The following is a 25,104-nucleotide window of genomic DNA, read 5'->3' on the forward strand; positions in this document are numbered from 1 at the left end:
TAGTATCAGCTGGAAGTCAATCGATTTCATTCGATTCAACTTTCAGTTGATTTTTTCAATTAAGATTACTTCTTTGCCTCATTGTTCGATAAATGATTCGAATAATTGAGAAATCATAGGGGGGAATAAGTGCTCTGAACGGGTGAGGTTAGATTTTTGCTTTTATTAATTAAGAAAATAGACATTAAGAGAAAGGAGAAAATGAATCATGAAAATTATGCATGTTGCTGACTTACACTTGGATAGTCCATTTAGAGGGATGGAGCGACATCAACAAAGCATCCAAAAACATTTAATTCAATCGCCGTATCAAGCTTTTGAACGTTGTGTCTCGATAGCTATTAACCAAAATATCGATGTATTTGTGATTGTTGGAGATGTTTATGATGCAGAGCGACAAACAATTTACGCTCAAAATTTCTTTATGAAGCAATTAATTCGACTAGATAAAGCAAACATTCAAGTCATACTGACTCACGGAAATCATGATTTCTTGAAGCCAGATAAAAAGAGACCGCAGTATCCAGAACGGGTTTATGTCTTTAACACTGAAGAAGTGAAGCATTATGACGTTACTTTATCTGATCAAACGACCGTACGTTTTTATGGCTTTAGCTATTTACAACGCTGGGTAAAAGAGAGAATGATTCAAAGGTTTCCTAAAAATCCACGCGTTACTGACTTTACTGTGGGATTATTACATGGTTCTGCCGAAGGCATCGCATCGACTGAAGGAAACTATGCCCCTTTTTCAACAAAAGAATTATTGAGTAAACAGTATGATTATTGGGCTCTAGGTCATATTCACCAAGCGCAAGTACTCCATGAGAGTCCCCTTATTCAATACTCTGGGACAATACAAGGGCGCCATCGCAATGAAATAGGGGACAAGGGTGCCTTTATTATTGAGATAAATAAAAATAAACCAGTAATAAGTGAATTTATATCATTGGCACCAATTGTTTGGCAAAATGCACACATTGATTGTTCAGAAGATTGGCAATCAACCGAAGTTGTCACTCAAATTGAACAGGTCATCCAAAATTACCAAAGTGAAGCAGAAGCTTCCTTGCAATCACAAATTCTTACATTGACTTTAACGAATGCTCAACGATTAAATCAAGAATTACAACGACAAATCGAAAAAGGTGAATTAGCATTCGCTTTGGAAAGTAGCCATACAGACTTACCTTTTGTTCATGTTGCTGGTATTCGTTTAACTTCTAATATTGCTTTAGACGCTTTTCAATATGACGAAGCTTTGAACCAAAGCTTCCATGAGGCAAGTGAAGGATTAGAAAAAGGTCAAGCATATGAAGAGATTATGTCAGATGTTTTCCAGCACACAATCATCCAAAAATGGTTACCGGAGTTGGCAGAAGATTTATCATTGAAAGATGATATTATAAAATCCTCTCAACAATTAATGATTCAAACGATTGGATTTGAGGCCAAGGAGGTGACCCATGAAGATTAAAACATTAGATATTTATGGTTATGGTAAGTGGGTTAATCAAAAGTTTGATATCGATGACGGATTACAACTATTCTATGGTCAAAATGAGGCAGGTAAATCAACCTTACAATCTTTTATACGGAGTATATTGTTTGGTTTCCCAACTAAACGTAGACGTGTTAATCAGTTGAATCGATACGAACCACGTCATGGAGAAGTTTATGGTGGACGTATCCTACTAACAGACACAGCTTATCAAGATGTATGGATTGAACGCACAAGCAAAATATTTACTGTGACAACTGAAAATGGTGAGAGACTTGCAGATGATACGCTTGAGAAAATACTCGGTGGCTTGGACGAAACGTTGTTTGATAACTTCTATGCCTTTAATTTGCAAAACCTGCAAGAATTAGCAACAATCGACGCTGAAAAAATTAGTGATTATTTCTTAAGTATTGGAACATTGGGGAGTGATAAATTTTTAGAAATTGCCAAACAATATGAAAAAGAAACGGACGCAATGTATCGTAAACAAGCTCAGAATCGTCCGCTAAATCAGTTGCTAGTTGAATATGAAGCAATGGCAGAAAATGTCTATCATATGGAATTAAATATGTCTCGTTATGATTCTCTGATAGAACAACAAACTCAACAAGAACAGATTATTAATCAATTAAATCAAGAAATTGACTATTTAGATAAAGAACTTCGTGTAAAAGACAAATTGTTGGGGCGCTATGATATCTATTTAAAGGATAGATTAGCCAAAAGAGAATTAGAACAACTCGTTTATACACACATACCCGATAAAGCGGTCGAGATTCTTGAGAATAATTTGAAAGCTATTAAAGAAAGTCAGACATTAATTATCCAACATGAAGAAAGATTGCGCAATTTATCCGGTGAATTAGGAACATTGACACGTCTAAATTGGGCGAATAACCACGAGGATGACAGACGTCTCTGGATTGCTGAAACACAGAAAACAAAAGAAGTTCAGGCTAAATATGAACGAACCATCGAACGAATTCAAGAACAAAATGAGACGATGTTGCAATTAGCACGTCGAGGGCAATTTTATCCTGAGAAAGTGTTTCAAAATTTAGAGTATGACGAAAAAGTTGAAGAAGGTTTAGGAATTCAATCTCAACTGGATGATTTGCTTAAACAACATGATTCAATTAAAGCAGAACGCAAAGTATATATTGATCAACGTAAAGAACAACAAAACTTTAGTGCGATTGTTCGACAACAAGTGGCTAAATTAGAAAATCAACGGCTTAACGAAGAAGCACAATTAACTCAATCAACGAGTCTAAATCATTACTTCTTAGGTTTAATATTCTTAATTGTTGGTGTCGTGATTGTGGCCATTAACTTCTTTTCTGCTGAAGGTGGTCCGTCATTATATGGCTGGTTAGGATTAGCAATTGCTTTACTTGGACTTTTAAGTGTAGTTTATATATTTATTGAGCATCGTAAGCATCATAAAACATTTAAGAACAGCCCAATTATTGAGAAGATAACCGAGTTACGTCAAAAAGAACAGCAGTATGGCGAACAAAGTAAAGCATTAGGAATTGAAATTAATGAAAGAGAGTCTGCTTTAGAAGCAATTAGTGCTGAATTAGAATCTGTTTCAAGCCAACAAAAGCGCTGGTTAGTAGCAATTGGATTTTATCCAACTGCTGATCCAGAAATTATACTTAAGACAAATCCAGTGAAACATTATTTTGAAGCTAAGGCACAAAGAACACAATTTGAAGAAGAAAAAGAGACTCTGAATAAAAAGATTGTAGAATGGCGAGCAAAAATCCAACCATTACTTGAACGATTCCCTCTGATAGATGAAGGAACAAGACCCTTGATACGACATGTGGAAGAGGTTGAAGTTGCTTTGACGCGCTCCCAAGAAAGAGGAAAAGCAATCGAAGAAAGAATGGAAAATTCTAAGCAAATCATTGAATCTAATAGAACTTTGATAAAAGAGAGCGAGGAAGCTATTAAACAACTCTTTGAAGCAACAGATAGTGAAAATGAACTTATTTTCCGACAAAAAGTCGATACCAATCAATTAATTGAAGAGTTAACAGCTAAACGCAGCTTATATCAAGACCAGATGATTGGCTTCGAAGCGGCATTAGAAGCTGTTTCAACCAAACAAGCCTTATCTGAAGAGTTCCAAAGTTTAGAACATCAACTGATGCTAACGAAAGAAAGATTAACACCACATCATAACGAACGAGCAAGTCTTTTGGTGGAAATTAACCACCTAGAACAAGACGGCTCTTATCAAGACTTACTTCAATTGTTAGAAAACAAAAAAGAAGAAGTTAAAGCAATGGTTTTCGAATGGGGCCGTATGCGTGTTGCGATGGAACTAATTTATCAAACGTTACGTCAAGGGATGGAAAGCCCTGTTCCAGAAATGAACCAGTTGGCTAATGAGATTTTTTCAACATTAACTTATGGGCGCTATACGCAAATTAAATTGAATAAAAAAGGCTTGAAGGTTAAGCAATTTAGTGACATTCTTTTTGAACCACATGAGTTGTCCCAAGGGACATTAGAACAGCTATATGTGGCTTTACGATTATCGTTTGTTAAAAACGCCTTGCAAATGATTAATATGCCAATTTTAATTGACGATGCATTTGTTAATTTTGACGAGATTAGAAAAACAAGTATGTATCAAGTATTAGAAAAATTTGCAGAAGATCATCAGATTCTGTTCTTTACTTTTGACTTACAAGCCAAGGAGTCCTTTGCTGAGACACAAAGAATTGACTTAGACGAAACAGAAAAAAGTGAAGAAATTGTTACAGAAGAAGAGATAACTGAAGTAGAAGTATCAATTGAACCAACTAATATAGATGAAACAGAAGAAGGAGGTATTTAATGTCACAGTTGTATGATTTACAAAACGGAGAAGAATTTAGTTTGTTTGTGTTAATTAAATCTGCTGATGTTCGTATTGCACGAAATGGTAAACCTTTTATCGCATTTAGTTTTCAAGATCGTTCAGGTTCGATGGACGGAATGTATTGGTCAGCGACAGAAGAAGAAATTGCTCGTTATCAAGCAGGCCATGTTGCCTATTTAAGAGGGGAACGAGATACTTATCAAGGATCTCCCCAAGTAAGAATTAAAGCGTTACGTTTAGCAGAAGAAGGGGAACCAAATGATCCTACTTTATATGTTGAACGTGTTGCAATCAAAAAAGACGAACTGAATGAGGAATTAAAAGAAGCCTTATTCTTAATTTTGGAACCAAACATCGCAAGAATTGTTCGCAAAATACTCCATCAAGTAGATGAAGATTTTTATACATATCCGGCTGCTAAACGTCATCACCATGCCTTGGCTGGTGGTTTAAGCTACCATACAATCTGTATGGTTAGGGTAGCGCGTGCTATGTTGAAGATTTATCCTCAATTAAATGCCAGTTTATTAATTGGTGGTATAATCTTACATGATATTGGTAAGACCATTGAATTAAGTGGTCCGATTTCTACTGAATATACCTTAAGAGGTAAATTAATGGGACATATCGTTATAATGAGTGAAATGATTGATCGAGCTTGTGTGGAAATCGGAATCGATCAAGAAAATGAAGCGGTGTTGTTATTAAAACACGTTATACTAGCTCATCATGGTAAACAAGAATATGGAAGTCCGGTTGTGCCACAATTATTGGAGGCTGAAGTTATTCATCAAATTGATAATATGGATGCCACAATTAACATGATTACAACAGCTTTAGATAAAGTTGAAGTAGGAAATTTCAGTGAGCCAATCTATCCGCTTGATCGCCGTCAAATTTTTAAGCCAAAGTTTAAATAATTAATGTCAATTATTAATATTGATGCTTAAGTTTTAGACTAATTTTCCAAATGGAGGAATTTTATTATGCATAACAAAGAAACTCATGACCACTCTTGTGGTGGACATGACCATCATCATCATTCAAGTCCATTGGATGATTTAACGGTAGATCAAGGCTTAACAATTGAATTTCAAGGGGTTTTTAAAGCTAGAATTGAAGATGTTTGGGATATGTTAACCAATAACGAAAAAATAAACTTATGGTTCCCAGAGTTAGAGTTTGTTTCATTAAAGTCAGGTGGCGTCCTTAGATTTAATCATCTGGACGGTGAATCAGAAGAGATGCTGGTATTAGATGTTGAAGAACCCAATTATTTATCATTCACTTGGGATCTTAATACTGTAACCTTTGAATTGAAGGCACTAGAAAATAATACTCAAACAGAAGTCAACTTTACTGAATGGTTGGCTGAAGTAACAGACCATAGTCCACGAGATGTAACTGGTTGGATGGTATGTTTGAATGTTATTGCGAATATATTTGATGGTAAAGAGCCATTCGATCGTGAAGATAAATGGCATGAACTATATCCGAGCATTAAAGAAATGCTTGAACAACAATCAGAATTTGAATTTGAATAAACTTGTGTATATTATAAGAGAAGTGGAGCAAGTAGCTTTATCCTTATCTTACTGAAAATACTCAATTCTAACAAAAAAAAGATGTAGGTTACTCAACGGTGAGTTGAGTTAGCCTACATCTTTTTTTATATTATAGAAAGAAATTATTCAGCGTCTTCTGTCGATTCTGTTTCTTCTTCTTCAGTAACTTCTTCTTCAGGAGTTTCTTCGGTTGTTTCCTCTGTATCTTCCGCTTCAACTGGTTGGTTTGCAAGATCAATCAAATCTTGAATTGCTAATTTTAGATCTTCATCATTGATTTGAACGTTTGCTTGTTCTAGTAACTTACCAATAATAGTATAAGAGAAGTTTGAATCAGCGAACTTACTTTCTTTATAAAGGTTTGTAACTTCTTCTTTGATTTCATCTAATGGTGCTTTTTCACCATTATTCAACGTCTTAATAATATGGAAACCATATTGTGACTGAACTGGTGTTTGTGTTACATCCCCAGCTGCTTGACTTTTAACTGCTTCTTCAAATTCTGGAACCATTTGTCCTGTTGTAAAGGGACTTAATAATCCACCATTTGCAGCAGAAGAATCTAATGATAATTCCTGAGCAACAACATCAAATTCTTCCCCAGCATTAATTCTTTCGATCGCAGCAATCGCTTCGTCTTCCGTTTCAACTAGGATATGTTGGGCTTCCATAGTAGGAGCATACTCATTATCGTAATAAGATTGGATTGCTTCATCCGAAGTATCTACTTCACGAGCAACTACTTCTTGTAGCATATTACTTACATAAATTTGATGAGTAAAATCTTCGACGCTACCTAATTGCTGATAAGCAAGCAGTTGTTCAAAAACTTCTGCGCCTCCGGCTTGTTCGATTTGAGTGTTAACCTCTTCTTGTGCACCGGTTAAAATAGCTTCAGCATTGTCGACGTTTTGCTCTAATACAGTTTCTAATAACATCGTACGTAGAGTAGCGTTACCGTAAAAAGCTTTCATTTCTTGATAGAAATCTTCTTTGGTAATTTCTTGCTCACCAACTGTAGCGATAATATCTTCATCCTGTGCTAAAACAGTCAGTTGAATTGGACTAGCTAATAAAATAGTAAGTGCCGCTGCAGATGTTGCAACTTTTAATAAAGTTTTTTTCATGTGGACTTTCCATCTCCTAAATCAAAATTTAGCTATTAGTAAATTGTAATAGCTTTAATACTTATAGAATACTATAGCATATTCTAAGTTGTGAATGTAAAAAAAAGTAAAAATACAAACAAAAGTCAAAGGTTTGAAGTTTTTGTCATATTTTCTAAATTTTCAGCTAATGTGTTAGCACTTTCCTGAACTCTTCGTATTCTTGGTTGTGTTTCTTCATTAAAATGTTGAAGAGTAGTCTGTAGTTCCTCACTGATTATTTTAGAACTTCTAACACTTTCGTTTTGTAAACGTTGAATAGCAACTTTTAGATTATCAACTTTAAAACGCACATCATTGACATCATCTGTGGTTTGATCAATTACATTCTTCAATTTAAGACGAGTTTCTTTACCACTACGAGGAGCATTCATTAAGCCAGCAAGGCCACCAAAGAAAACACCCCAAAATAAGCCAGATTTAAAATTAGACATAATTATCAATCCTCTTTTCTATTTAATTTAAATTATCAGCAATTCTTTTAGCACGGTCAGCATATTCTTCAGGCGTATACTGTTCTTGATTATTGTCAAAATGCATTGCAAAACCTTCAGATGCTTCATAGCGAGGAATTAAGTGAACATGAGCATGGAAAACTGTTTGGTACGCTATTTCTCGGTTGTTATTTACTATGTTCAAGCCTTTCATTTCAGGAAATGCTGCTTCTATTGCTAAAGCAATTTTAGGAATCCTTGCAAATAAATCACTTGCAGTCTCAGAGTCCATCTCAAAAATATCTTGAACATGATGTTTAGGAATGACGAGTGTATGTCCAGGAGTTACTTGAGACATGTCTAGGAAGGCGAATACTTTATCATCCTCATAAACTTTTGCACTAGGAATTTCATTTTTCATTATTTTACAGAAAATACAATTTGTCATAATAGACGCTCCTCTTTATATTAAAAATAGTTATGTAAGTTCTTTCATTCTATGCTAGAATAACATATTAAAGGGTGAACTTAAATCATAAACCACTTCCAAGCTGGAAGTGGAAAGAGAGAATTCATAAAAAAAACATAAAAGATTCATAAACTATCAGTTTTTTGCGTATAAATTCAAAAATATTTCCACTAAAACTCACTTTAGACGCGAAACTATTATGTTATAATAATCATGAGAAAAGAAATATGTCAGAAATAAATTAGACATATCATCTTAGAGAAGGAGGGACAATTTTTGCGAAAAATAACATCTTTATTAAAGATAGATAAATTATCAAAAGTTGGACTATTTATGATCATCTGCCATTTAGTGGTCTTAGTGCCAGTAAATCAAGTGAATGCACAAGAAACTACTGATGAGAATATAGAATTAAGTGAAAACAACAAAACAGTGACGTTTTCTGAGTTTGTACCCTATGCTCAATTTTTAAACTATCAATATCAAGGGGATGGCGCTGAATTTGCTTCACAAGATATTATTATGGAATATACGCCGGATGCTAATGGTATCTTTCAAGTAGCTGCGTTCACTGAATCTAAAGCTGTTGCTTATGTTTATCAAATTCGTAGTTCAGGTCTTTATGAGTTAGCATTTTATGATAACTACTATAACGTTCAGGACTTGAGATACTCAGAGCTTGCCAATGATGGAAACGAGTCTTTAATATTATCAAGTGATTTAAGTGTCGGTTCTTCATTTTATTCAGGATATCAAAATGAAAAGATTCGAACAGTAATTGATGTAATCGACTATTACGTTTCAGGAAATACTCCTTATGAAAATGTTGTGATTATTTCTGAAAGCAATAATGTGAATGGTCATAATGTCCAGCTGAATTATTACTTTGCGCCTTATTACGGTATTGTATCTGTTGAGCAAACTTACAGTGATGGCGGGGTAGCACGTATACTTGAACTTGTTGGGACACAAGGTTTTCTAAATTAACGGATCAAAAAAAGCATTCCACCTCAAGACGAGGAGGAATGCTTTTTGGTTACTGATTTAACCAATTTGCTTGGTTAGAATTTGAGACAAGCTCTTGATGATAAATTCTTAAACGAGACACTTTATTCAATAAATAATTACCAACAAAACCAACTGCGAAACCAGCTAGAATACCGCTTATCGCTAATACAGGCATGTAATTGAAAACTGACCATGATTGAGCAAACAAAGCAGCAACCGACAATTGACCGAAGTTATGCATGACGCCACCCATTGTCGAAATTCCGATAATACTTACACGTTTTGGTCCAAGAAGCTTAACAAACAGCATTGAAAATTAACTTAAGAATGCTCCTACAACACTATACATGAAGGTTGATAAAGTTCCTCCTACTAACATAGTAACAACTACCCTGATAGTAATGACTTGGATGGACTGCTTCCAAGGAAGAGTAAAAATAGCGATTATCGAGATCAAATTAGCTAGGCCTAACTTTGCACCGGGTGCAAAAGCAAAAGGAGAGGGGATGACTCTTTCTAAAATACTTATCACAACAGCTTGTGCGGCTAGCATAGCAATGTAAACCATGATTTGATATTTACTTTGACGCATGTGTTTCATCCTTCCTAAAACTTACTTTATCATAGAAGGTACATATATTTCACACATTTATTAGTATAAAATTGTGTAAAATGATTTAATAACTAAAGTAAAGCAAAAACAGTAAAACGCATTAAATCATTCCTAATTTCAGCTATGACAAACGATGATTTGTTATAAAATGCCTCCGAAGGGAATACGTAGCCCTCTGAAACGCCTTTAAATCAACCTATTTTTTAACCTTGTGTAAAATTTGTGTAAAATGATTACACTCTGTTACCTATCTACGGTCGATTAAATCAATCGGCGTGATAAACTTTTTAAAAAATTTCCAAAGAACTGCGCAGATGTTCCTCTTTACGTTTCCGTGTTTCATCCAAAACGTGCGCATAAACTGTCTGAGTAACCGTCACATCTTTATGTCCTAAACGTTCAGCTATAATCATAATGTTTACGTCGGCATAAATCAATAGCGAAGCGTGAGTATGTCGTAATCCGTGCAAAGTTATTTGATTCATGTGTAGCCCAGTTTGAGTTTGTATTTTTCGTAAGTAAGAGTTGACGGCTGAATTTGAACATGTGTCGTAAATGATTCGCTCTGATTTCGTGTTATTTTTTACCTGGTGTTCTTCTAACTGATTAATAAAATCCAGTAGCGTGTCGCTCACCGGGATGGTGCGCGGTTTTTTATTTTTCGTGGCGCCGTAGCGGGGCGTCTCAAGCTTGTATTGCCACGACTTATCAATCGTAAGGGTTTTATCTAGGTAACTGAAATCCGACCAGTTAAACGCCAGTATTTCAGCGTAACGCGCACCGGTGTGTGCGGCCAGCATCACGATTGTTTTGGATAAAGTTAAATCTCGTTTATCTAAGTTGGCCATGATTAAATCGTATTCCGCTTTTTCTAAGAATTTCGCTTCGTCTTTTTTAACTCGTGCGTTGTTGCCGGAAATGACCGCTTTAAAGGTCGGGTCTCTAAATATGGTACGATCTTCTATTGCATAAGACAGGCATGCTTTTATGTAGCTGTTTAATCGCTTAACGGTCGTTTCCGCTACTCTTTCAGCGTATTGATTGAGTGCCCTTTGATATCTTTCTCGTGTCAGGTCTTCTAGTGTTTCGACGGGGAAGAGCTGCTCGATCGTATGAAGCGCCACTTCATATTTACGGTAAGTGATTTCAGATATGGCCGGTTTCTTATACATTTCCATCCAGTTTTTAAAATAGTCTGAAAATAATTTCTTTTTAGAGTTTGGATTATGCCCTTGTGCTATCGCACTTTCTACCTCTCTTGCTGCGGCAGTCGCTTCTGTTTTTGTGCGGAATCCACCTTTGCGTACTTTATCAAATTCACCGTTTTCATTTTTAAAAGACACGATGTAGGTCCACGTTTTGCCTCTTTTAACGTAGGAAGCCAATTTCTTTTCCTCCTAAATGTGATATAATAGGGCATAGAAAAGAAGCCCTAAACACGGGTATTTTTTCCGCCTACTTCCAGCCGTCCAGAGCTAAAGGAAGTGGGTTTTTTTATTTAATCTAAATCTGCCATTTCTTCAGGTGATAACTGTCCTTCAAATTGAGGAGTAGAGGGTCCCCAATATTCTTCGTAACCTGGTCCATCTTCCCAGACTTCGGGTTGTTCTTCATAGTATATCGTTTCAGGCGCATTGTAATAATCATTCTGCAAATCATTGTAATACGCGTCTTCGATAGCGCTGTAAATTTCATCTTGCGACAATTCGTCTGGGGCTGGGGTTTCAATTTCGGTTGTAGGTTTATCTACCTGAGCCGTTTGAATGGGTTGTTCCGAAGTGGTCTCTTGAACAACTTCTTCATCTCGATTAATTCTTTTGTATTCGTTTACTTTAAATTCGAAGATTGTTTCACCTTTAGTGTAGTCGTCGCTTGGCTGATATCTGACTAGCAATTCTTCTGAGTTCGAAACATCTTCGGTAACATTGAAGTGTCTTAAACCTTCTACTGTTGTGTGACCAGGGATCGCTTGCATTTCCATTGACTCGTAAATAACATTGACTCCACCTTGCTGAACTTCAGCTAAGTACATATTGAAGGCGCCTGGATCAAACGGAACCGCAGCACTGGCTGTATTCTCGACAGTAACATGCAGGATTATATAAGTATCATCAAAATAATCTTGAGTACCTTCATATGGCGTAACTTCAATCTGAATAGTAAAAGAGAGCTCCTCATGCTCAAATTGAATGGTTGCTTGCTCATCCAGTAATGATTGTTTTAAATCTTTCAATTCACTTTGTTTTGCAGCGATTTCAGTTATTAACTGGTCAATTTGTACCTGCACGTCGTTTTGTGCACTAACAGTCGAGAGTGGCAAAAGTAATAGAGTCGTAAAAAGTAATATTTTCTTCACGTTTTCATCTCCTTATAATAGTATTCGTACCCCATGCCTAAATTAAAACGCTCGTTAACTAGCGAATAATTATAATCGCCTTCGTGCTCTTTAATAGTTTCGTCAAGCATATATTGATTAGCTTCTTTCTCCATTTTTAGCCTGAAATTGAAGCTCCTATATAGTAGGCTATACTCACTATGCGTTATTGCATGCTTCAATTCGTGCAATATTACTATTTTTATCAAGGGTCCCGGTAGGCGTTGGTTAATAAATATCTTTCGCCATTCAGGGATGTAATATCCCTTGCCTTCCATGTCTAATAAATACAGTTCGACTTCGATGTTTTTTAGCTTTTCTCGTATATGCTGCAATTCTATCACCTCATACACCTTTTCGGCCCAACATAAACGCAATGATCGCGTCTTTGTCGTTCTCTGTAATTGCCTCGCCGTCAAACGACATGACATTTTCTAACGCACTGCGCAATTCGGTTTCTGTTTGTGCAGACGGAAAGTCTGCGAAATCTTCTTCTGCCGACGCTATGATCGCCGGATTGTCTGTTCTTCCCAATAAATAATCTGTTGTCGTGCCGAAATAGTCGGCGACCATACTAATTACTTTTCCGTTCGGGACTTGCGTTTTCCATTTGTATAAAACATTTTTACTCAGCCCTAAATGCTCTTCGACTTCGTTAATTGACATCTTCTTCGCATCCGCAAACCCTTTTACGCGCTCAAACAAGTTCATTTCTATACGCTCCTTTACATCGCCCCCTAAATTAATTTTAACTAATTGTATAAAAAGACTTGCTTTATTTTAGACAATCGGTTAATATAATATTTGTAAGCGAGATTGTTAGTAAATTCGTTAAAAAACTATAACATATTATCCAGTTCCCCAACTGATATAAAAGCGTTAAACAAGGCTTTCTAGCGTTTATTTACTACGCCCTAAGTTTAACCGATTGTATAAAATATGTCAACGATTTTTAACGATTTCGCTAACTTAAATTGAGAGGAGTTGAAATTATGCCTGAAACTAAAGATGCACGCGAGCTGATAGCAAAATGGAAAAGCGAGTCTAGCACATCCTACGATCAATTGGCAGTGATGGCCGGGGTCTCAAAGCAAACGGTTTATGATGCGATAACGGGACGTAACAAATCTGCGACAGCCAATACACTGTTACTAAATATCATCAAGATGTTTGACATTAAATAGTGAGGTGAGACAAATGCAGCAATTAAAAGTAGAAACTCTGATTACGATTCCTGCAGAATATACGCTTTTGAGAACCGTTGATTACGAAAATCTACTTAAAGATAACGAAGTCGGCACATGGTGGACGATGCAGGACGTGTTGGAACGTATCAACCGTAAAGAAAAGTGGTTTAAAGAGAACGTGTTGGAAAATCCGCGTTATAAAAATCTCATTGATGTGGAGTCCGGCGGCTTTGTTAAATACCCAAGTGGCGGTAAAAGTGGTTACTTGTTTCTGGCCACGCAAACAAAACAGTTTTTAGAAAAATATTTCGCTGACATCGTTGGCGGTTAGTTAAGAGGTGTAGAAAATGGTTAAAAATTATTATATCGGACGGTACGGTACTTGCTTAGTAGTAGAGGCTGTCGATTTGGATCGCTTTGAGTTTCTGGCAACTGATGAATTGACCCAGCATCACATCTACTGTGACTTGCGGACTAATCAATGTGTGGCGGTGAGGGCATGAGATTCGCTGAGTTTAAAACTGTGGAGAAGAAATTAGTTAGAGAACTCAAGTGGCTAGTCGTTTCATCGTTGATTGTCGGTTTGGTGCTCGTCTCGATTTACGGGATTGCATTATTCAGCCAGTGGCGGGTAGATGTGAATATGTCCAAAGTTGAAGCCGGTCAAGTGGAAGTGGTTTCTTATACAAGTTGGAAATAGGATGCGGGCTAGTTGGGGAAGTTTAAATGGCACGCGTCTGCAGTTAAAAACATTTACCGCAAACCACGTCACTACAATCACATTAAACAGTTGTACCGGTTCATTTTACGCTATCCTGGCACGTTTAAAAAAACTGGCGTATCAATCTTTGATCACAACAAGTTAATTATCCAATTAAGTTTTGAAGAAGTTCAGCAGCGTTTATCGCTTGGGTTAACCGAAGTTGAAGAAAGAAAATATATTAGAAAAAGAGGTCGAGAAGAGAATGAACAAACAGGAGTTATTCGAGAATGTCAGTAACGATTTAAAAACTGTTCAGTTAAAAGTCGGGTCAGAACCACGAACTACCTTCGTGGATAAGAATGAAGTGTTGAATTTGATTTCTAGATTAGATGAAGTAGCGCCTAAAGCAAAAGTTGAGAGTTCCTATCAAGTTGTATTTTCTTTTAGTCATCGTCTACCGCTCACGTATTTGATTGAAGCGTCCAGCGAAAGACAAGCAATTAGCTTAGCTCTAACAGCGTTTAATCGAAACGCTTTTCTAGACAACGAGGTAATTAAACAAATTTATGTTGCGAAAGAAAGGTGAGAGAAATGGACGATCAATTAAAACCGTTATCATTTGAACGTTGGTTGGATTTAACTCAGCCACACATGAATCGGCACCGTTACATGCGAGCTCATCCTGCACTTAAAGGCAAATTGCACCGTCGCTATAATGACTACCTGGAAGGCTGGGAGAAGTTAGCAAACAAAGAAGTTGGAAAAGAGTTTTACATACTTTAGGAGGCTATCAAATGAGAATTAAAGAAATTATTTCACAAAATAGGCGAGACTTCAGGGCGTTTTACGAGTGCGAACATTGCAGACATTCCTATGAATCAGAAGGATATGACGATTCTAACTTTCATCAAAACGTTATCCCTAACTTTAAATGTCCGGAGTGTGGTAAAACAGCGGACAAACATTACCGCGCTTTAACGACAAAGCATCCTGAGTGGCTGCAAATTTAGTAGAAAGGAGGTGAGAGCATTGCAGGACGTAAAAAAGACTACCTCGGCAAAGGCAGTCTCAAAGTTAAATCTATCTGAAAGGAGTATACCACAAAATGTCTAATTTATCGAAATTTGTTCAGCGTCATGTGGACACATCATTTAAAGAATTAAAGAAATTGCCAACTAAAGGTAGCAAGATGCGCTACTTGAAAGTACCAAAAGACGAAGACTGTAAAACGGACATGCAGCGCAAGAAACGTTTAGAGAAAATCGAGGAAAACGAACGACGCGAAAAAGTGAATTTCGAAATGGAACAAGCTTTTGTAAAGGATAAAGCGAATCTTGAAAAGCTGTCCGGTGTACGCATCTTAGAAAACAACGTGGTGGTATTTGGTTCTAATTACCGTGTTGGACGTATCCAGTTATCTGAGACAGATCATATCACCGCGCACGAAGGTTCAGACGAGTTTACTGAACGTTTCATAAAACTTTTAGAAGGTCTCAGGACAGGTGTTGATACGGTGACCGGCTTACTAGATACTACGATATTTGCCAAGCAGTTAGACGTATTTATCGCAAACAAAGACGAGGAAGGTCGCATCGAAATAAGTGTCACCGGCGACATTAAAGTAACGCCGAAAGAGACTTCAGAAATTCAAGACATGACCTATCAGTCAGAGCATCTATTTAATGCTGATCTGACCTTTGGTTTTAATCTACGCATTTTAAGAGACGTGTTGGTATTGGCTGCACGATTTGGCCACGAAACAGTTGAATTAAGATGTCAATCGCCAATTAGACCTCTGTTGTTTATTGCTGAAGGATTTGAGTATCTTGTTGCACCGATTCGTGTCCATTAATAGGAGGAAAAAATAAATGTTTAAATTTGAAATTGTTGCGGAAAACGCGACAGAACTGAAAACTAAGATTGCTGATTTAGCGTTACTTTTTGATGTCGGCGAAGATCCACGAATTACATTGGCCAAGCGAGTGAATAAAGTCGAAGGTGTTCCAATTGATGTAATAAAGAAGTTGGAACTAGTTGAGAAAACTGTTAATGGCGTGGCAGAAGCTGCTTATGAAAATTCCGATGAAGCTGAAACAGAAGAGAAATCAGAAGAGCCTGAAACTCTAGAAGAAGAGTCCGAAGAGAACATCGCAACTAAGATGACTTATTGGCTAGCAGGCGGCGAGTACGGCAGTTCTCGTAAAGGCGCAGTGATTCCCGATGGGGCTAAAGTTTACGGCAGCAAGTCTGCTTGGGACGCATCGAAAGACCAATCAGAAGAGGAAGAGGCCGCCGAGGAAGCCGAAGAGGAAGAAGAAACAACTACCAAGACTAATTTCCCGGTCGAAGACGCAGAACCTGTTGAGAAAAGTACAATCATCGACAAGATGGGCGAGCTACTACGCGCTAACGGATCCGTGAAAAAAGAAATCGTTGGGCTGATGGCACGTTTTGACGGTTCTCGTTTTAGCGAGATTGCCGAAAAAGACTATCCTGAATTTTACGCTGGGTTGATGTCAATCGAAAAAGGCGGGGAATAAGATGGCTGAATCGTTTGGTCCTTTAAAACATGCCTACCTGGGGCCTTCTAGCGCGGTTCGCTGGATGTCAGTCCCTGCTATCGTCCAATTAGAAAAGGATATTCCCAGACGAGATACTGCTTATACATTAGAAGGAACTGATGCGCATACTTTAGCTGAATTTAAACTGCAGCACTTTATTGAGCCGTTTAAAAATTACGACGACGCTTTAGCCGAAGTGATTGAGAATCTATCTTACTTCGATAAAGAAATGGACGAGTACACGGATCTTTATCGCGACCTGGTAGTAGAACAATTCAATTCTCATGCAGACGGCCGTATGGAATTAGAAGTGCAAGTGGATATCAGTAAATGGGTGCCAGATAGTTTCGGAACGTCCGATGTGGTGATTATCTCAGAAGGACTGATCGAAGTCATCGACTTGAAATACGGGAAAGGGGTTCCGGTGGATGCTTATCAGAATCCACAGCTTATGCTGTATGCCTTAGGCGCTTACGACCGGTACGACATGATTTACGACTTTGACCGTATTCGAATGACGATTGTGCAACCTCGCTTGGATAATATTTCAACGTTTGAAATTGAAGTGGAAGAATTGCTGTTTTGGGCAAATAACTATGTCGCACCAAGAGCTGTCTATGCGTTTGAAGGAATTGGCGAATGGGATTTACGTGAAGACGTTCTGAGATTCAGTCCTGTACGTGCCACGTTAAGACCCAGAGCTGAAGGGAATTTCGAAGTCATTGAGAAGTACGACTTTAAAGAAAACGCGCTGTTAGATGATGTAGAAATAGCTGAAATTTTAGCTAAAGCAAAAGAAATTAAAAAATGGTTGGACGATGTCGAAGGTTACGCCTTACACGCAGCGCTACAAGGTAAAGAAATACCAGGTTGGAAATTAGTCGAAGGGCGAAGCAACCGCGTAATTACCGATAAGAATGAATTGGAAGTACGTCTCTTAATGGAAGGTTTCGAAGCCGACAAAATTCTCAAACCTAAAGAATTGGTCGCAATGGGTGCTTTAGAAAAAATAGTCGGAAAAGCGAAATTCTCAGAAATTGCGGACGATTTGATTATCAAGCCCGCAGGAAAACCTGTTCTAGCTCCTGCTAAAGACAAGCGCCCAGGCATTAACAGTGAAGCGTCTGCACAAGATGATTTCGCAGATCTGTAAAAGAAAGAGGTGTAGCCGTGAGTTGGGCTGAAGACGAAGGCTATGACGCGTGGGACATTGAAGATTTCTATTCTGACTATTCTACTGTGTCAAAAGAACAGCAAGAAATTGACTACTTTTCCCACCCAGTAGCTAACAACAGAACTGTAGATATTCGCACTATTGACGCAAATTATGCCCGCAACTTGCATAAGTGGTACGCCGCTAGAGGTTTTAGTGAAGATTTACTTTACATGAAAACTCTAAAAGACTTGTCAGAAACTAGTGCAGTAGAAGATTTTAAAAACCTATAAAACGAAAAGAGGAAATTATCATGTCAAAACCATCATCAACGAAAGTAATTTTACAAAACGTCCGTTTATCATTTGTCGCTTTATTAGAGCCTAAGGCTTTCGAGGGTCAAGCTGAAAAGTATTCTTGTATGATTCTGATTCCAAAAGACGACAAAAAGAATTTAGCCAAAATTGAACGCGCGATTGACGCAGCGTTTGAAACAGAAAAAAATGGCAAATTGAAAGGAATCAAACGTGATCGCTTGAAAGTAACCCTTCGTGACGCGGATGAAGAGTTGGATATCGAGTCTAATCCGGAATTTGAAAATCACATGTTTATGAACGTAAATAGCGTGCAAAAACCAGGCCTTTTAAACAAATACAAACAGAAAACAGATAGCCAAGAAGATATCTACTCAGGCGTTTACGCTCACGTTTCAGTCAATTTCTATGCTTTTAACATGGCAGGTAACAAAGGTGTAACGGCAGGCTTAAACAACGTTTTATCTTTAGGTCACGGTGATTACTTAGGCGGACGTGCATCAGCTGAATCTGATTTCGATGAGTTTGAAGTTGAAGAGGACGACAGTGCCGAGTTGGGCGACTTAATTTAATTTTGCTGGGGGACGCTTTAGTCCCCTTTCTTTTAATAACTAGGAGGTAGACACATGACTCAGGTAATCGTGCAACGCACGGCACACCCGAAGTTTGACACAGGTTACTATTTTAATTGGCTAAGAACTAATAAGCCGAACAAAATGTCGATTGATATTGAAACACACTCAGATATTAATATCCGGTTAGGTGTTTATAAATATGTTGATTCACCTAACTTTCAAGTATTGATTTTTGCTTTCTCTATAGACGGCGGTCCGGTCGAGGTTTGGGACCTTACAAAATCCGATTTACCGCAGTATATTGTTCAGTTGATATTAAGTCCCGATGTTTTAAAAAAGGCCTACAATGCGCAGTTTGAGCGCGTGGCACTATCTAAGCATTTTGATATGAAGTTAGATCCGACGCAGTGGCAATGTACGATGGTCCAAGCAATGGAACTAGGCTTGCCTGCATCTTTAGGTAAGTGTGCTGAATATCTATCTATTGAAGAACAAAAGGATACAGCCGGAACTCACTTAATTAACTATTTCTCGAAACCCTGTAAACCGACAAAAACAAACGAGATGAGAACTCGAAATTTGCCAGAACACGACGGCGAACGTTGGGAAAACTTCTTACAGTATTGTGGCCAGGATGTGGTGGTTGAGATGGCAATTGATAAAAAACTAGGTGTGCTGCCAATGCCTCAATCCGAATGGGATTTATATCACCAGGATCAGCGCATGCACGACTTAGGAGTCAAGATAGACACTGACTTGGCTGAAGCCGCGATTAAGATGGACGAGGCTTTAAGAGAAGAAACCGTTTTAAAGCTAAAGAGACTAACCGGATTAGATAACCCTAATTCACCAGCTCAATTAAAAGAGTGGTTTCACTCTCAAAATTTCCCGGTCGAAACTTTAGCAAAAGGCATTCTTCAGGGCTATCTCGATAACGATATCGTATCCGGAGACATCAAACAAGCGATTGAATTGCGATTACAGCTTGCAAACTCCAGCACAAAGAAATACATCATGATGCGCGACGCCACTCATACAGATGGTCGTATGCACGGCATCTTACAGTTTTACGGTGCGTCACGTACCGGTCGTTACGCGGGTCGGTTAATCCAGGTCCAGAACTTACCACGAAATTACATGAAAACGTTAGATACTGCCAGGAATCTGGTTAAAGCAGGTGACTTAGAGGCGATGGAAATGATTTACGATGATGTGCCAGATGTTCTGAAACAGCTGATCCGTACAAGCATTGTCGCCAAAGACGGTTACGAGTTACATATCAGTGACTTTAGTGCGATTGAAGCGCGAGTCATCGCTTGGTTTGCGGGCGAAGAGTGGGTACTAGAAGCCTTTAGAGACCACGGGAAGATTTACGAGGCGACAGCAGATCAGATGTTTAACCTGGGCGGTGTGGATAAAGTGTCCAGCGATATGCGTCAACGAGGAAAAGTTGCCACACTCGCGCTTGGTTATCAAGGGGGCGTTGGCTCGCTGATGGCGATGGGTGCATTAGAACAAGGCATTAAAGAAGAAGAGTTGCAGCCGTTAGTAGACACGTGGCGAAAAGCAAACAGCAAAATTGTTAAATTTTGGTATGGCACGCAGCGTCAAGCAATTCAAGCTTTAGAAAAAGGCGGGGTAGTTAAAGGGCCAAAAGGTCTTAGATTCTTCCGGAAAGCTGGTTTCTTATTTATCCAATTACCGAGTGGCCGAACGTTAAGCTATGCCAAACCAAAACTGGAACTAGATAAGTGGGACAGACCTAAAATCACTTACGAAGGTCAAGGGATGAAAGTTTACTACGAAAAGCAAGACACTTACGGCGGAAAGTTGGTCGAGAACATTGTCCAAGCAACAGCCAGGGATTTACTAGCAGGTGCGCTCCTGAGGTTAGAAGAAGCAGGGTATGAGATTGTCTTCCACGTCCATGACGAGGCGGTGGCCGAAGTTAAAAAAGGCACTCGCACGATTGAAGAAATGAACGTCATTATGTCAGAAGTTCCTGACTGGGCTGAAGGCTTGCCTTTAGGCGCTGAAGGATTTAGCACAGATTATTATATGAAAGATTAGGTGAATGTGTCATGAGAAAACAAACTTTATATGATTTTCTTAAAAAAGAAAAAATCAAGGCGATTAAAAATGTTGAAGCTGAATGTAAAAAACGTAAACAGGAAATGTTAGTTAGCGCTTTATCTAAACGCGTAGAAGACGCCACCGGGAATTTTGTAACGCTTCGAGAGTTAATGGCAGACGTTATAGCAGGAGCCAAATCGTTTCGAGACCACGTGATAGATATTGGTGTTGACGATCTTGCTATTAATAGCTACTTGCAAAGTTTGGTTTTTTACATTCAAAAACCGGAAGATGCATTAGTTATTACTTACAAAGGTTTTGCTGGGTATAAAGATGCTAAGTTACTTGATTTAGAAAGAGCGGGGGAAGAAGTACGAGCTACGTTTAATCAGTTAGAAGCTATTGTTCGAAATAATACGGCTAAACGTGCTGCGGCTCTGTTAGTCGAGTTAGGTATGGAAGTCCCGAAAGAAGAGGCCGCTATGTTGCCAGCAATTAAAGTGGATATGTCTGCTTATGCTCGCTGGGGAGGTATGCAGGATGAAAAGCAATAAAACGGATACCCTTAGACGTGTTAGACGGTTGCAGTTAAACGTCAATGAAATTGATTCAGCTTTGCTGTCTGCCTCGCTCAAATACCCTTTCGTAAGCCAAACTTTAATGTTAAAAAAGCAAGAGTTGAAACTTGAAATAAGCGAACTTAAAGAGTTTGCCCAAAAAATGAATTGGAGTGATCATCAATGAGATTGCGAGATTGTCCCGAAGGGACTTTGTTATTATTGGAAGCTTTAGCTATTAACGATTTAGAACTTGCCCGAAAAATAGCCATTGATTTTAACTTAGTTAAAGACGATATCGCTCGGAAAAAACAGGCGGTAAAGGTTCAATTTATTTACAGCGTGTGGGCTCCTGGACACGATGTTAAAACTTTTATCAATGCAAGAGAGGCCGCTGAATATGTGAGAGTGCCTGAATCAACACTTAGTTCTCGTATGCGCAGCGAAGGAGTTTTCAGAAAAAACATATATTTTGTCACGAGAGAGGCGGTAACTGTTTGAAAATCAAAACTGAATCGCATTACCTTGTTAGGCTGAACGATTACTTGTTTCTAAAAGACCAAAATGTTTTTACCCGAAACCATAATATGGCTACTAAATTCGCTATTCATGGGGAAGCTTCTGATCTGGCCAAGCGTAATGGCGGTTCAGTCGTTAAAGTTGAAACGTCTTTTATAGAAGTTGCGGAGGATTTACCAAATGAAAAATCCAATTAATCCAGATCATTATAAAAGCCACCGCGACGGCAAAGATCCTATCCAGCGCTGGTATGAAAAATATCCGTTCGATCAGTTTCGCACAGCGATGCTGACTCACATTGACAAGTACCTAGATAGATATGTCCTAAAAGGCTTCATTGAGGATTTAGACAAAGTTATGGAATTTACGAGGCGTTTAAAAGAATACGAAATATTACATGCGAAGGAATTTGGTCCGATATAAGGAGGAACTTAAAATGACACAAAATAAATTGACAGACTTAAATAATCATCTGTTTATGTCGCTCGAGCGATTAAACGAAGAAGAGTTAAGTGAGGAGGAGCTAGGAAGAGAAATAAAACGTTCCGAAGCTATAACTAGCGTAGCGTCTCAAATTATTAGTAATGCAGCATTGTCACTTAAAGCGGTGCAAGTTCGTGCGAATCTTGGTCAAGAAGCGGAAGTTCCTAAAACGTTATTGGAGTGATCTAATTGGCTCGTAAAAGACTATTTACTGAAGATATTCTAGCCTTCATGCGGTCAGTCGCAAAAGGACGTTTACATGAAGAGATTACAGACTTGGTTAATGCCGAGTTCGGCAAAGCGTTTAAGGTTAGCCAAGTAAAATCTGCGATGAAAAATTATTCAATTGTTACTGGCGCAAGAAGAAAAGTTCGCACGAAAAATCAAATTTGGACGGATGACATGCGAGAGTTTGTCATAGAAAATTATGAAGGTTTGCCTACTTCAAAATTACAAAAACTTGTCAATGAGAAATTTAACTTAAATTTGACCAATCAGCAGGTACGGGCTTTTAAGCAACGTCAAAGATTAGCATCCGGCGTTAACACTCAATTCGGTGAAGGTCATGTACCTGCTAACAAGGGCACCGTCGGTATTTACAACGTCGGAGGTAATGCCACCAGTTTTAAAAAAGGAGTCCGGGCCGCCAACTATCTGCCAATCGGTACTGAACGGCTTTCTGCAGATGGCTACTGGCGTGTAAAGGTGCAAGACGAGGGCGCTTGGGACGAAAGGTGGAGAATTAAGCACCGAATTGATTGGGAAGCTGTAAACGGCCCCATACCGGCAGGACACAGACTTTTATTTATTGACAACGACCGATCTAATTGTAAATTAGACAATCTCAGATTAGTGACAGACCGTCAAAATTCTGCTTTAAACAGGTATGGATTGCGTACTGGTGAACCCGTTTCTCTGGAGTCGGCACTTGTTTTAACAGATTACATTGGCGCGGTAAATGATAAAAAACCAAAAAGAAAAAGAGGTATTTTAAAAAAATGAGAAAAATTAAAAAATCAGCTGTTGGCTTGTTACTTGGAGGATTGTTACTAGGCGGTGGCGCAACCTATGCAGCGTCGAACGTGTTCGGAAATCTCGATCAAATTGAGAGTGATTTTAATTTCACTTTAAACTTTGCCAAAAGCAAACAACTAGAAGTAACCAATTTGCAAAGTCAGCTAGAAGGTGTTTCGAACGATAAAACAGATTTAGAAGATGATATTTCAGCCCTTTTGACCGAAATCGAGCGTCTTAAAACAGATAACGCGATTGAAGTCACTAACAAGAACCTCGAGATTTCCAATAAGCAAGCAGAAATTGATGCGAAGCAACAAGAAGTAAATGCCAAACAGAATGCTATCAACGATTTAAATAAGCAGTTGGGTGCTTTAAATGGCGAGTTATCTCAAGTAGAAGCAAAAGTTAGCCAGCTAGTCAATCACACGAATGCAGGTGTTAAGGAATTAACTGATGGCCAATAAGAGAGAGAGGTGACCAATCATGGAATATGTAAAACTGTTTTTATTTTTATACGTGCTACGAATTTTTTTTACAATCACTGATTTGTTAGCCAAATGGGCGACTGGATCAATTAGGAGGAAATGGTTTGAGCGGAAAAACAGACTGTATAGACTTAAATAAATTGACTCATGCGATTAATTTGTGGTCAATTGAGCGTAATTTACACATGCAGGACCCAACGAGGCAGGCTTTAAAGTCACTTGAAGAGTTAGGGGAAATGGCAAAAGCTTTACTAAAAAACGACCGAGAAGAATTGATTGATGCTGTTGGTGATACTTATGTCACCTTAGTTATTTTGTGTCAGCAGCTGGGCATTGAAATGTCAGATTGTGTCAACGCTGCATATAACGAGATTAAAGATAGACGTGGGAAGATTGTTGATGGGACATTTGTGAAAGAGGGTTAACATGAGAGCAACTCAAGCACCAGAACAATGGAATAAGCTACTAGACGCAGTGAAAGTTAAAGATTACGAATTAGCTCATAAGATTTGCGTCACATACGGGTTCGATGGGCGAGACGTTGCACCAGATAAACCTAAAGTGCCCTACGGTCATTATGCGGCAATGAATCCAGAGGGAGCCGTTATCCACAGCGAATTTGCGAGTGTGTTGTCAAGGCATCTGGGGTTTAGTAGTAATTATATCACGATGAAAATTAGAGAAACGCAAGGTAGACCTTTAAGACAAGGTAAAATGAAGGGGTGGACATTTTGGCAAGAAAAATAACAGTTTATACGAAACATGGCTGTGGACCGTGCCTAATCACGAAGAAGTTTTTAAATGAACACGACATTCCATTTAAAGAAATCAACGTATCAGAGCAACCTAGCGGACTGGTGGACTTACAAGAGCGTGGCATTAAAAGTGTACCAGTAACCGTAATTGGCGATTGGGAAGATTATTGGACGGGGCTTGAAATGGATAAATTGGAGGGGTTAGTGGGATGAAATATCAAGACAAGCAAGGAAAAATGTATTTGATTTATTGTTACAACCGCGTAAGAAACACTTGGAAAATTGAAGATTATCCTTTCACAGGGAGAATTATGGAAGTTGATGAGTCTTATGTAATGAGATTTGTTAGAGAGAATAAACTGAAAGAGGTGGCGGAATGAAAAAAGATATAAAGTGGGATATGGTGCCGCAGTGATGATGGTTAAAGAATTATTAGAGACGGAGGAATAGATGTGGATCACTTTGAAGAATTATTGGTTGGGCACATAATGGATGAATACGTTAAAAACCAAGAAGATGAACCACCAGTCGATGAATTAGACGCTGGTGTTTATGTCAGAATGTTTATTGGAGATTTTATCAGGAATGAATTTGACAAGTGGGTTAAAGGCAATTGTTCCGATATTCATGAGAAAGAGGCGCCAGAATGAGAGATTATTGGGTAGGGACTTGCGACAAGTGCGGTCAAGATATCTACGCTTACGAAGATGG

38 protein-coding genes and 1 pseudogene are annotated in these 25,104 nt (G+C 38.3%); 31 read left to right on the forward strand and 8 right to left on the reverse strand.

The window, feature by feature from the left end; genetic code table 11:
* Nucleotides 1–208: 208 nt before the first annotated feature.
* From ACTQ45_RS00760 to ACTQ45_RS00775, 4 genes are all read left to right on the forward strand, one after another.
* Nucleotides 209–1,477 carry a metallophosphoesterase family protein gene (locus tag ACTQ45_RS00760; protein WP_441762667.1) on the forward strand — a complete coding sequence of 423 codons (1,269 nt, stop codon included), beginning with the start codon at nt 209–211 and terminating at the stop codon, nt 1,475–1,477.
* Nucleotides 1,467–4,358 (forward strand): AAA family ATPase, encoded by a 2,892-nt coding sequence (locus tag ACTQ45_RS00765; RefSeq protein WP_441762668.1) that lies wholly within the window; start codon nt 1,467–1,469, stop codon nt 4,356–4,358. The genes ACTQ45_RS00760 and ACTQ45_RS00765 overlap by 11 nt, the downstream gene beginning before the upstream one ends.
* The gene (locus tag ACTQ45_RS00770; RefSeq protein ID WP_441750082.1) at nt 4,358–5,302 is read left to right on the forward strand and encodes a 3'-5' exoribonuclease YhaM family protein; all 945 of its coding nucleotides are present in this window, start codon (nt 4,358–4,360) and stop codon (nt 5,300–5,302) included. Before ACTQ45_RS00765 ends, ACTQ45_RS00770 begins: the two co-directional genes overlap by 1 nt.
* 66 nt (nt 5,303–5,368) lie before the next feature.
* Complete coding sequence (locus ACTQ45_RS00775; protein ID WP_441762669.1) at nt 5,369–5,926, forward strand: SRPBCC domain-containing protein; 558 nt, start codon at nt 5,369–5,371, stop codon at nt 5,924–5,926.
* A gap of 143 nt (nt 5,927–6,069) precedes the next feature.
* On the opposite strand, the gene ACTQ45_RS00780 is transcribed toward ACTQ45_RS00775, so the two are convergent.
* The 3 genes from ACTQ45_RS00780 to ACTQ45_RS00790 all read right to left on the reverse strand — a co-directional run bounded on the left by ACTQ45_RS00780 (nt 6,070) and on the right by ACTQ45_RS00790 (nt 7,995).
* Nucleotides 6,070–7,074 carry a peptidylprolyl isomerase gene (locus ACTQ45_RS00780; RefSeq protein ID WP_441762670.1) on the reverse strand — a complete coding sequence of 335 codons (1,005 nt, stop codon included), beginning with the start codon at nt 7,072–7,074 and terminating at the stop codon, nt 6,070–6,072.
* A 125-nt stretch (nt 7,075–7,199) separates the two neighbouring features.
* Nucleotides 7,200–7,547, reverse strand: a complete 348-nt coding sequence (locus tag ACTQ45_RS00785) for a YtxH domain-containing protein (RefSeq protein ID WP_441750086.1) — start codon at nt 7,545–7,547, stop codon at nt 7,200–7,202.
* A 22-nt stretch (nt 7,548–7,569) separates the two neighbouring features.
* Nucleotides 7,570–7,995, reverse strand: coding sequence for an HIT family protein (locus ACTQ45_RS00790; RefSeq protein WP_441750087.1), 426 nt, complete (start codon nt 7,993–7,995; stop codon nt 7,570–7,572).
* A gap of 297 nt (nt 7,996–8,292) precedes the next feature.
* Here ACTQ45_RS00790 and ACTQ45_RS00795 point away from each other — a divergent pair, with 297 nt between their 5' ends.
* Complete coding sequence (locus ACTQ45_RS00795) at nt 8,293–9,003, forward strand: hypothetical protein (RefSeq protein ID WP_441750088.1); 711 nt, start codon at nt 8,293–8,295, stop codon at nt 9,001–9,003.
* Nucleotides 9,004–9,052: 49 nt separating this feature from the next.
* Here ACTQ45_RS00795 and ACTQ45_RS00800 read toward each other — a convergent pair.
* The 5 genes and pseudogenes from ACTQ45_RS00800 to ACTQ45_RS00820 form a co-directional block, all read right to left on the reverse strand.
* Nucleotides 9,053–9,616: pseudogene (locus ACTQ45_RS00800) on the reverse strand (Gx transporter family protein).
* A 308-nt stretch (nt 9,617–9,924) separates the two neighbouring features.
* On the reverse strand, nt 9,925–11,022 hold the full coding sequence (locus ACTQ45_RS00805; protein WP_441762671.1) for a tyrosine-type recombinase/integrase: 1,098 nt from the start codon (nt 11,020–11,022) through the stop codon (nt 9,925–9,927).
* Nucleotides 11,023–11,135: 113 nt separating this feature from the next.
* Complete coding sequence (locus ACTQ45_RS00810; RefSeq protein ID WP_441762672.1) at nt 11,136–11,993, reverse strand: hypothetical protein; 858 nt, start codon at nt 11,991–11,993, stop codon at nt 11,136–11,138.
* A complete protein-coding gene (locus ACTQ45_RS00815) occupies nt 11,990–12,442 on the reverse strand; it encodes an ImmA/IrrE family metallo-endopeptidase (RefSeq protein ID WP_441762673.1) in 453 nt (150 codons plus the stop codon). Before ACTQ45_RS00815 ends, ACTQ45_RS00810 begins: the two co-directional genes overlap by 4 nt.
* Nucleotides 12,357–12,722 (reverse strand): helix-turn-helix domain-containing protein, encoded by a 366-nt coding sequence (locus tag ACTQ45_RS00820; protein WP_373738932.1) that lies wholly within the window; start codon nt 12,720–12,722, stop codon nt 12,357–12,359. Before ACTQ45_RS00820 ends, ACTQ45_RS00815 begins: the two co-directional genes overlap by 86 nt.
* A gap of 281 nt (nt 12,723–13,003) precedes the next feature.
* On the opposite strand from ACTQ45_RS00820, the gene ACTQ45_RS00825 reads away from it, so the two are divergent.
* The 26 genes from ACTQ45_RS00825 (at nt 13,004) to ACTQ45_RS00950 (ending at nt 25,043) form a co-directional block, all read left to right on the forward strand.
* Nucleotides 13,004–13,195: a hypothetical protein gene (locus ACTQ45_RS00825; RefSeq protein WP_373738933.1), complete on the forward strand. Its 192-nt coding sequence runs from the start codon at nt 13,004–13,006 to the stop codon at nt 13,193–13,195.
* 13 nt (nt 13,196–13,208) lie between these two features.
* Nucleotides 13,209–13,529: a DUF771 domain-containing protein gene (locus ACTQ45_RS00830; RefSeq protein WP_441763014.1), complete on the forward strand. Its 321-nt coding sequence runs from the start codon at nt 13,209–13,211 to the stop codon at nt 13,527–13,529.
* Nucleotides 13,530–13,697: 168 nt separating this feature from the next.
* Nucleotides 13,698–13,898, forward strand: a complete 201-nt coding sequence (locus ACTQ45_RS00835; protein ID WP_441762674.1) for a hypothetical protein — start codon at nt 13,698–13,700, stop codon at nt 13,896–13,898.
* 12 nt (nt 13,899–13,910) lie between these two features.
* On the forward strand, nt 13,911–14,198 hold the full coding sequence (locus ACTQ45_RS00840) for a hypothetical protein (protein ID WP_441762675.1): 288 nt from the start codon (nt 13,911–13,913) through the stop codon (nt 14,196–14,198).
* Nucleotides 14,164–14,487, forward strand: a complete 324-nt coding sequence (locus ACTQ45_RS00845; protein ID WP_441762676.1) for a hypothetical protein — start codon at nt 14,164–14,166, stop codon at nt 14,485–14,487. Before ACTQ45_RS00840 ends, ACTQ45_RS00845 begins: the two co-directional genes overlap by 35 nt.
* Nucleotides 14,488–14,492: 5 nt before the next feature.
* On the forward strand, nt 14,493–14,684 hold the full coding sequence (locus ACTQ45_RS00850) for a hypothetical protein (RefSeq protein WP_441762677.1): 192 nt from the start codon (nt 14,493–14,495) through the stop codon (nt 14,682–14,684).
* Between the two features lie 11 nt (nt 14,685–14,695).
* The gene (locus tag ACTQ45_RS00855; protein WP_441762678.1) at nt 14,696–14,911 is read left to right on the forward strand and encodes a hypothetical protein; all 216 of its coding nucleotides are present in this window, start codon (nt 14,696–14,698) and stop codon (nt 14,909–14,911) included.
* 95 nt (nt 14,912–15,006) lie between these two features.
* Entirely contained in the window at nt 15,007–15,753 is a 747-nt protein-coding gene (locus tag ACTQ45_RS00860; protein WP_441762679.1) for a hypothetical protein, read from the forward strand.
* A 16-nt stretch (nt 15,754–15,769) separates the two neighbouring features.
* Complete coding sequence (locus ACTQ45_RS00865; protein ID WP_441762680.1) at nt 15,770–16,441, forward strand: hypothetical protein; 672 nt, start codon at nt 15,770–15,772, stop codon at nt 16,439–16,441.
* A gap of 1 nt (nt 16,442) precedes the next feature.
* Nucleotides 16,443–17,615, forward strand: a complete 1,173-nt coding sequence (locus tag ACTQ45_RS00870; RefSeq protein WP_441762681.1) for a DUF2800 domain-containing protein — start codon at nt 16,443–16,445, stop codon at nt 17,613–17,615.
* A 17-nt stretch (nt 17,616–17,632) separates the two neighbouring features.
* Nucleotides 17,633–17,908, forward strand: coding sequence for a hypothetical protein (locus ACTQ45_RS00875; RefSeq protein WP_441762682.1), 276 nt, complete (start codon nt 17,633–17,635; stop codon nt 17,906–17,908).
* A 17-nt stretch (nt 17,909–17,925) separates the two neighbouring features.
* A complete protein-coding gene (locus ACTQ45_RS00880; RefSeq protein WP_441763015.1) occupies nt 17,926–18,501 on the forward strand; it encodes a DUF2815 family protein in 576 nt (191 codons plus the stop codon).
* A gap of 144 nt (nt 18,502–18,645) precedes the next feature.
* The gene (locus tag ACTQ45_RS00885; RefSeq protein ID WP_441763016.1) at nt 18,646–20,574 is read left to right on the forward strand and encodes a DNA polymerase; all 1,929 of its coding nucleotides are present in this window, start codon (nt 18,646–18,648) and stop codon (nt 20,572–20,574) included.
* 11 nt (nt 20,575–20,585) lie between these two features.
* On the forward strand, nt 20,586–21,131 hold the full coding sequence (locus ACTQ45_RS00890; RefSeq protein ID WP_441762683.1) for a hypothetical protein: 546 nt from the start codon (nt 20,586–20,588) through the stop codon (nt 21,129–21,131).
* The gene (locus ACTQ45_RS00895; protein WP_441762684.1) at nt 21,118–21,321 is read left to right on the forward strand and encodes a hypothetical protein; all 204 of its coding nucleotides are present in this window, start codon (nt 21,118–21,120) and stop codon (nt 21,319–21,321) included. The genes ACTQ45_RS00890 and ACTQ45_RS00895 overlap by 14 nt, the downstream gene beginning before the upstream one ends.
* Nucleotides 21,318–21,635: a hypothetical protein gene (locus tag ACTQ45_RS00900; RefSeq protein WP_441762685.1), complete on the forward strand. Its 318-nt coding sequence runs from the start codon at nt 21,318–21,320 to the stop codon at nt 21,633–21,635. Before ACTQ45_RS00895 ends, ACTQ45_RS00900 begins: the two co-directional genes overlap by 4 nt.
* Nucleotides 21,632–21,850, forward strand: coding sequence for a hypothetical protein (locus ACTQ45_RS00905; protein WP_441762686.1), 219 nt, complete (start codon nt 21,632–21,634; stop codon nt 21,848–21,850). Before ACTQ45_RS00900 ends, ACTQ45_RS00905 begins: the two co-directional genes overlap by 4 nt.
* Entirely contained in the window at nt 21,834–22,076 is a 243-nt protein-coding gene (locus ACTQ45_RS00910) for a DUF3310 domain-containing protein (protein ID WP_373782203.1), read from the forward strand. Before ACTQ45_RS00905 ends, ACTQ45_RS00910 begins: the two co-directional genes overlap by 17 nt.
* A gap of 13 nt (nt 22,077–22,089) precedes the next feature.
* Nucleotides 22,090–22,320 carry a hypothetical protein gene (locus ACTQ45_RS00915; RefSeq protein WP_373738782.1) on the forward strand — a complete coding sequence of 77 codons (231 nt, stop codon included), beginning with the start codon at nt 22,090–22,092 and terminating at the stop codon, nt 22,318–22,320.
* A gap of 5 nt (nt 22,321–22,325) precedes the next feature.
* Nucleotides 22,326–23,138, forward strand: coding sequence for an HNH endonuclease signature motif containing protein (locus tag ACTQ45_RS00920; protein ID WP_441762687.1), 813 nt, complete (start codon nt 22,326–22,328; stop codon nt 23,136–23,138).
* Entirely contained in the window at nt 23,135–23,617 is a 483-nt protein-coding gene (locus tag ACTQ45_RS00925) for a hypothetical protein (protein WP_441762688.1), read from the forward strand. Before ACTQ45_RS00920 ends, ACTQ45_RS00925 begins: the two co-directional genes overlap by 4 nt.
* Nucleotides 23,618–23,742: 125 nt before the next feature.
* Nucleotides 23,743–24,063 (forward strand): MazG-like family protein, encoded by a 321-nt coding sequence (locus ACTQ45_RS00930; protein ID WP_441762689.1) that lies wholly within the window; start codon nt 23,743–23,745, stop codon nt 24,061–24,063.
* Nucleotide 24,064: 1 nt separating this feature from the next.
* On the forward strand, nt 24,065–24,385 hold the full coding sequence (locus ACTQ45_RS00935) for a hypothetical protein (protein ID WP_441762690.1): 321 nt from the start codon (nt 24,065–24,067) through the stop codon (nt 24,383–24,385).
* The gene (locus ACTQ45_RS00940) at nt 24,370–24,606 is read left to right on the forward strand and encodes a glutaredoxin family protein (protein WP_441762691.1); all 237 of its coding nucleotides are present in this window, start codon (nt 24,370–24,372) and stop codon (nt 24,604–24,606) included. Before ACTQ45_RS00935 ends, ACTQ45_RS00940 begins: the two co-directional genes overlap by 16 nt.
* Nucleotides 24,603–24,773 carry a hypothetical protein gene (locus ACTQ45_RS00945; protein ID WP_441762692.1) on the forward strand — a complete coding sequence of 57 codons (171 nt, stop codon included), beginning with the start codon at nt 24,603–24,605 and terminating at the stop codon, nt 24,771–24,773. Before ACTQ45_RS00940 ends, ACTQ45_RS00945 begins: the two co-directional genes overlap by 4 nt.
* A 72-nt stretch (nt 24,774–24,845) precedes the next feature.
* Nucleotides 24,846–25,043: a hypothetical protein gene (locus ACTQ45_RS00950; protein ID WP_441762693.1), complete on the forward strand. Its 198-nt coding sequence runs from the start codon at nt 24,846–24,848 to the stop codon at nt 25,041–25,043.
* Nucleotides 25,044–25,104: the final 61 nt, after the last annotated feature.

Origin of the sequence: Fundicoccus sp. Sow4_D5, assembly GCF_052116365.1 — a bacterium.
Classification (GTDB): Bacteria; Bacillota; Bacilli; order Lactobacillales; family Aerococcaceae; genus Fundicoccus.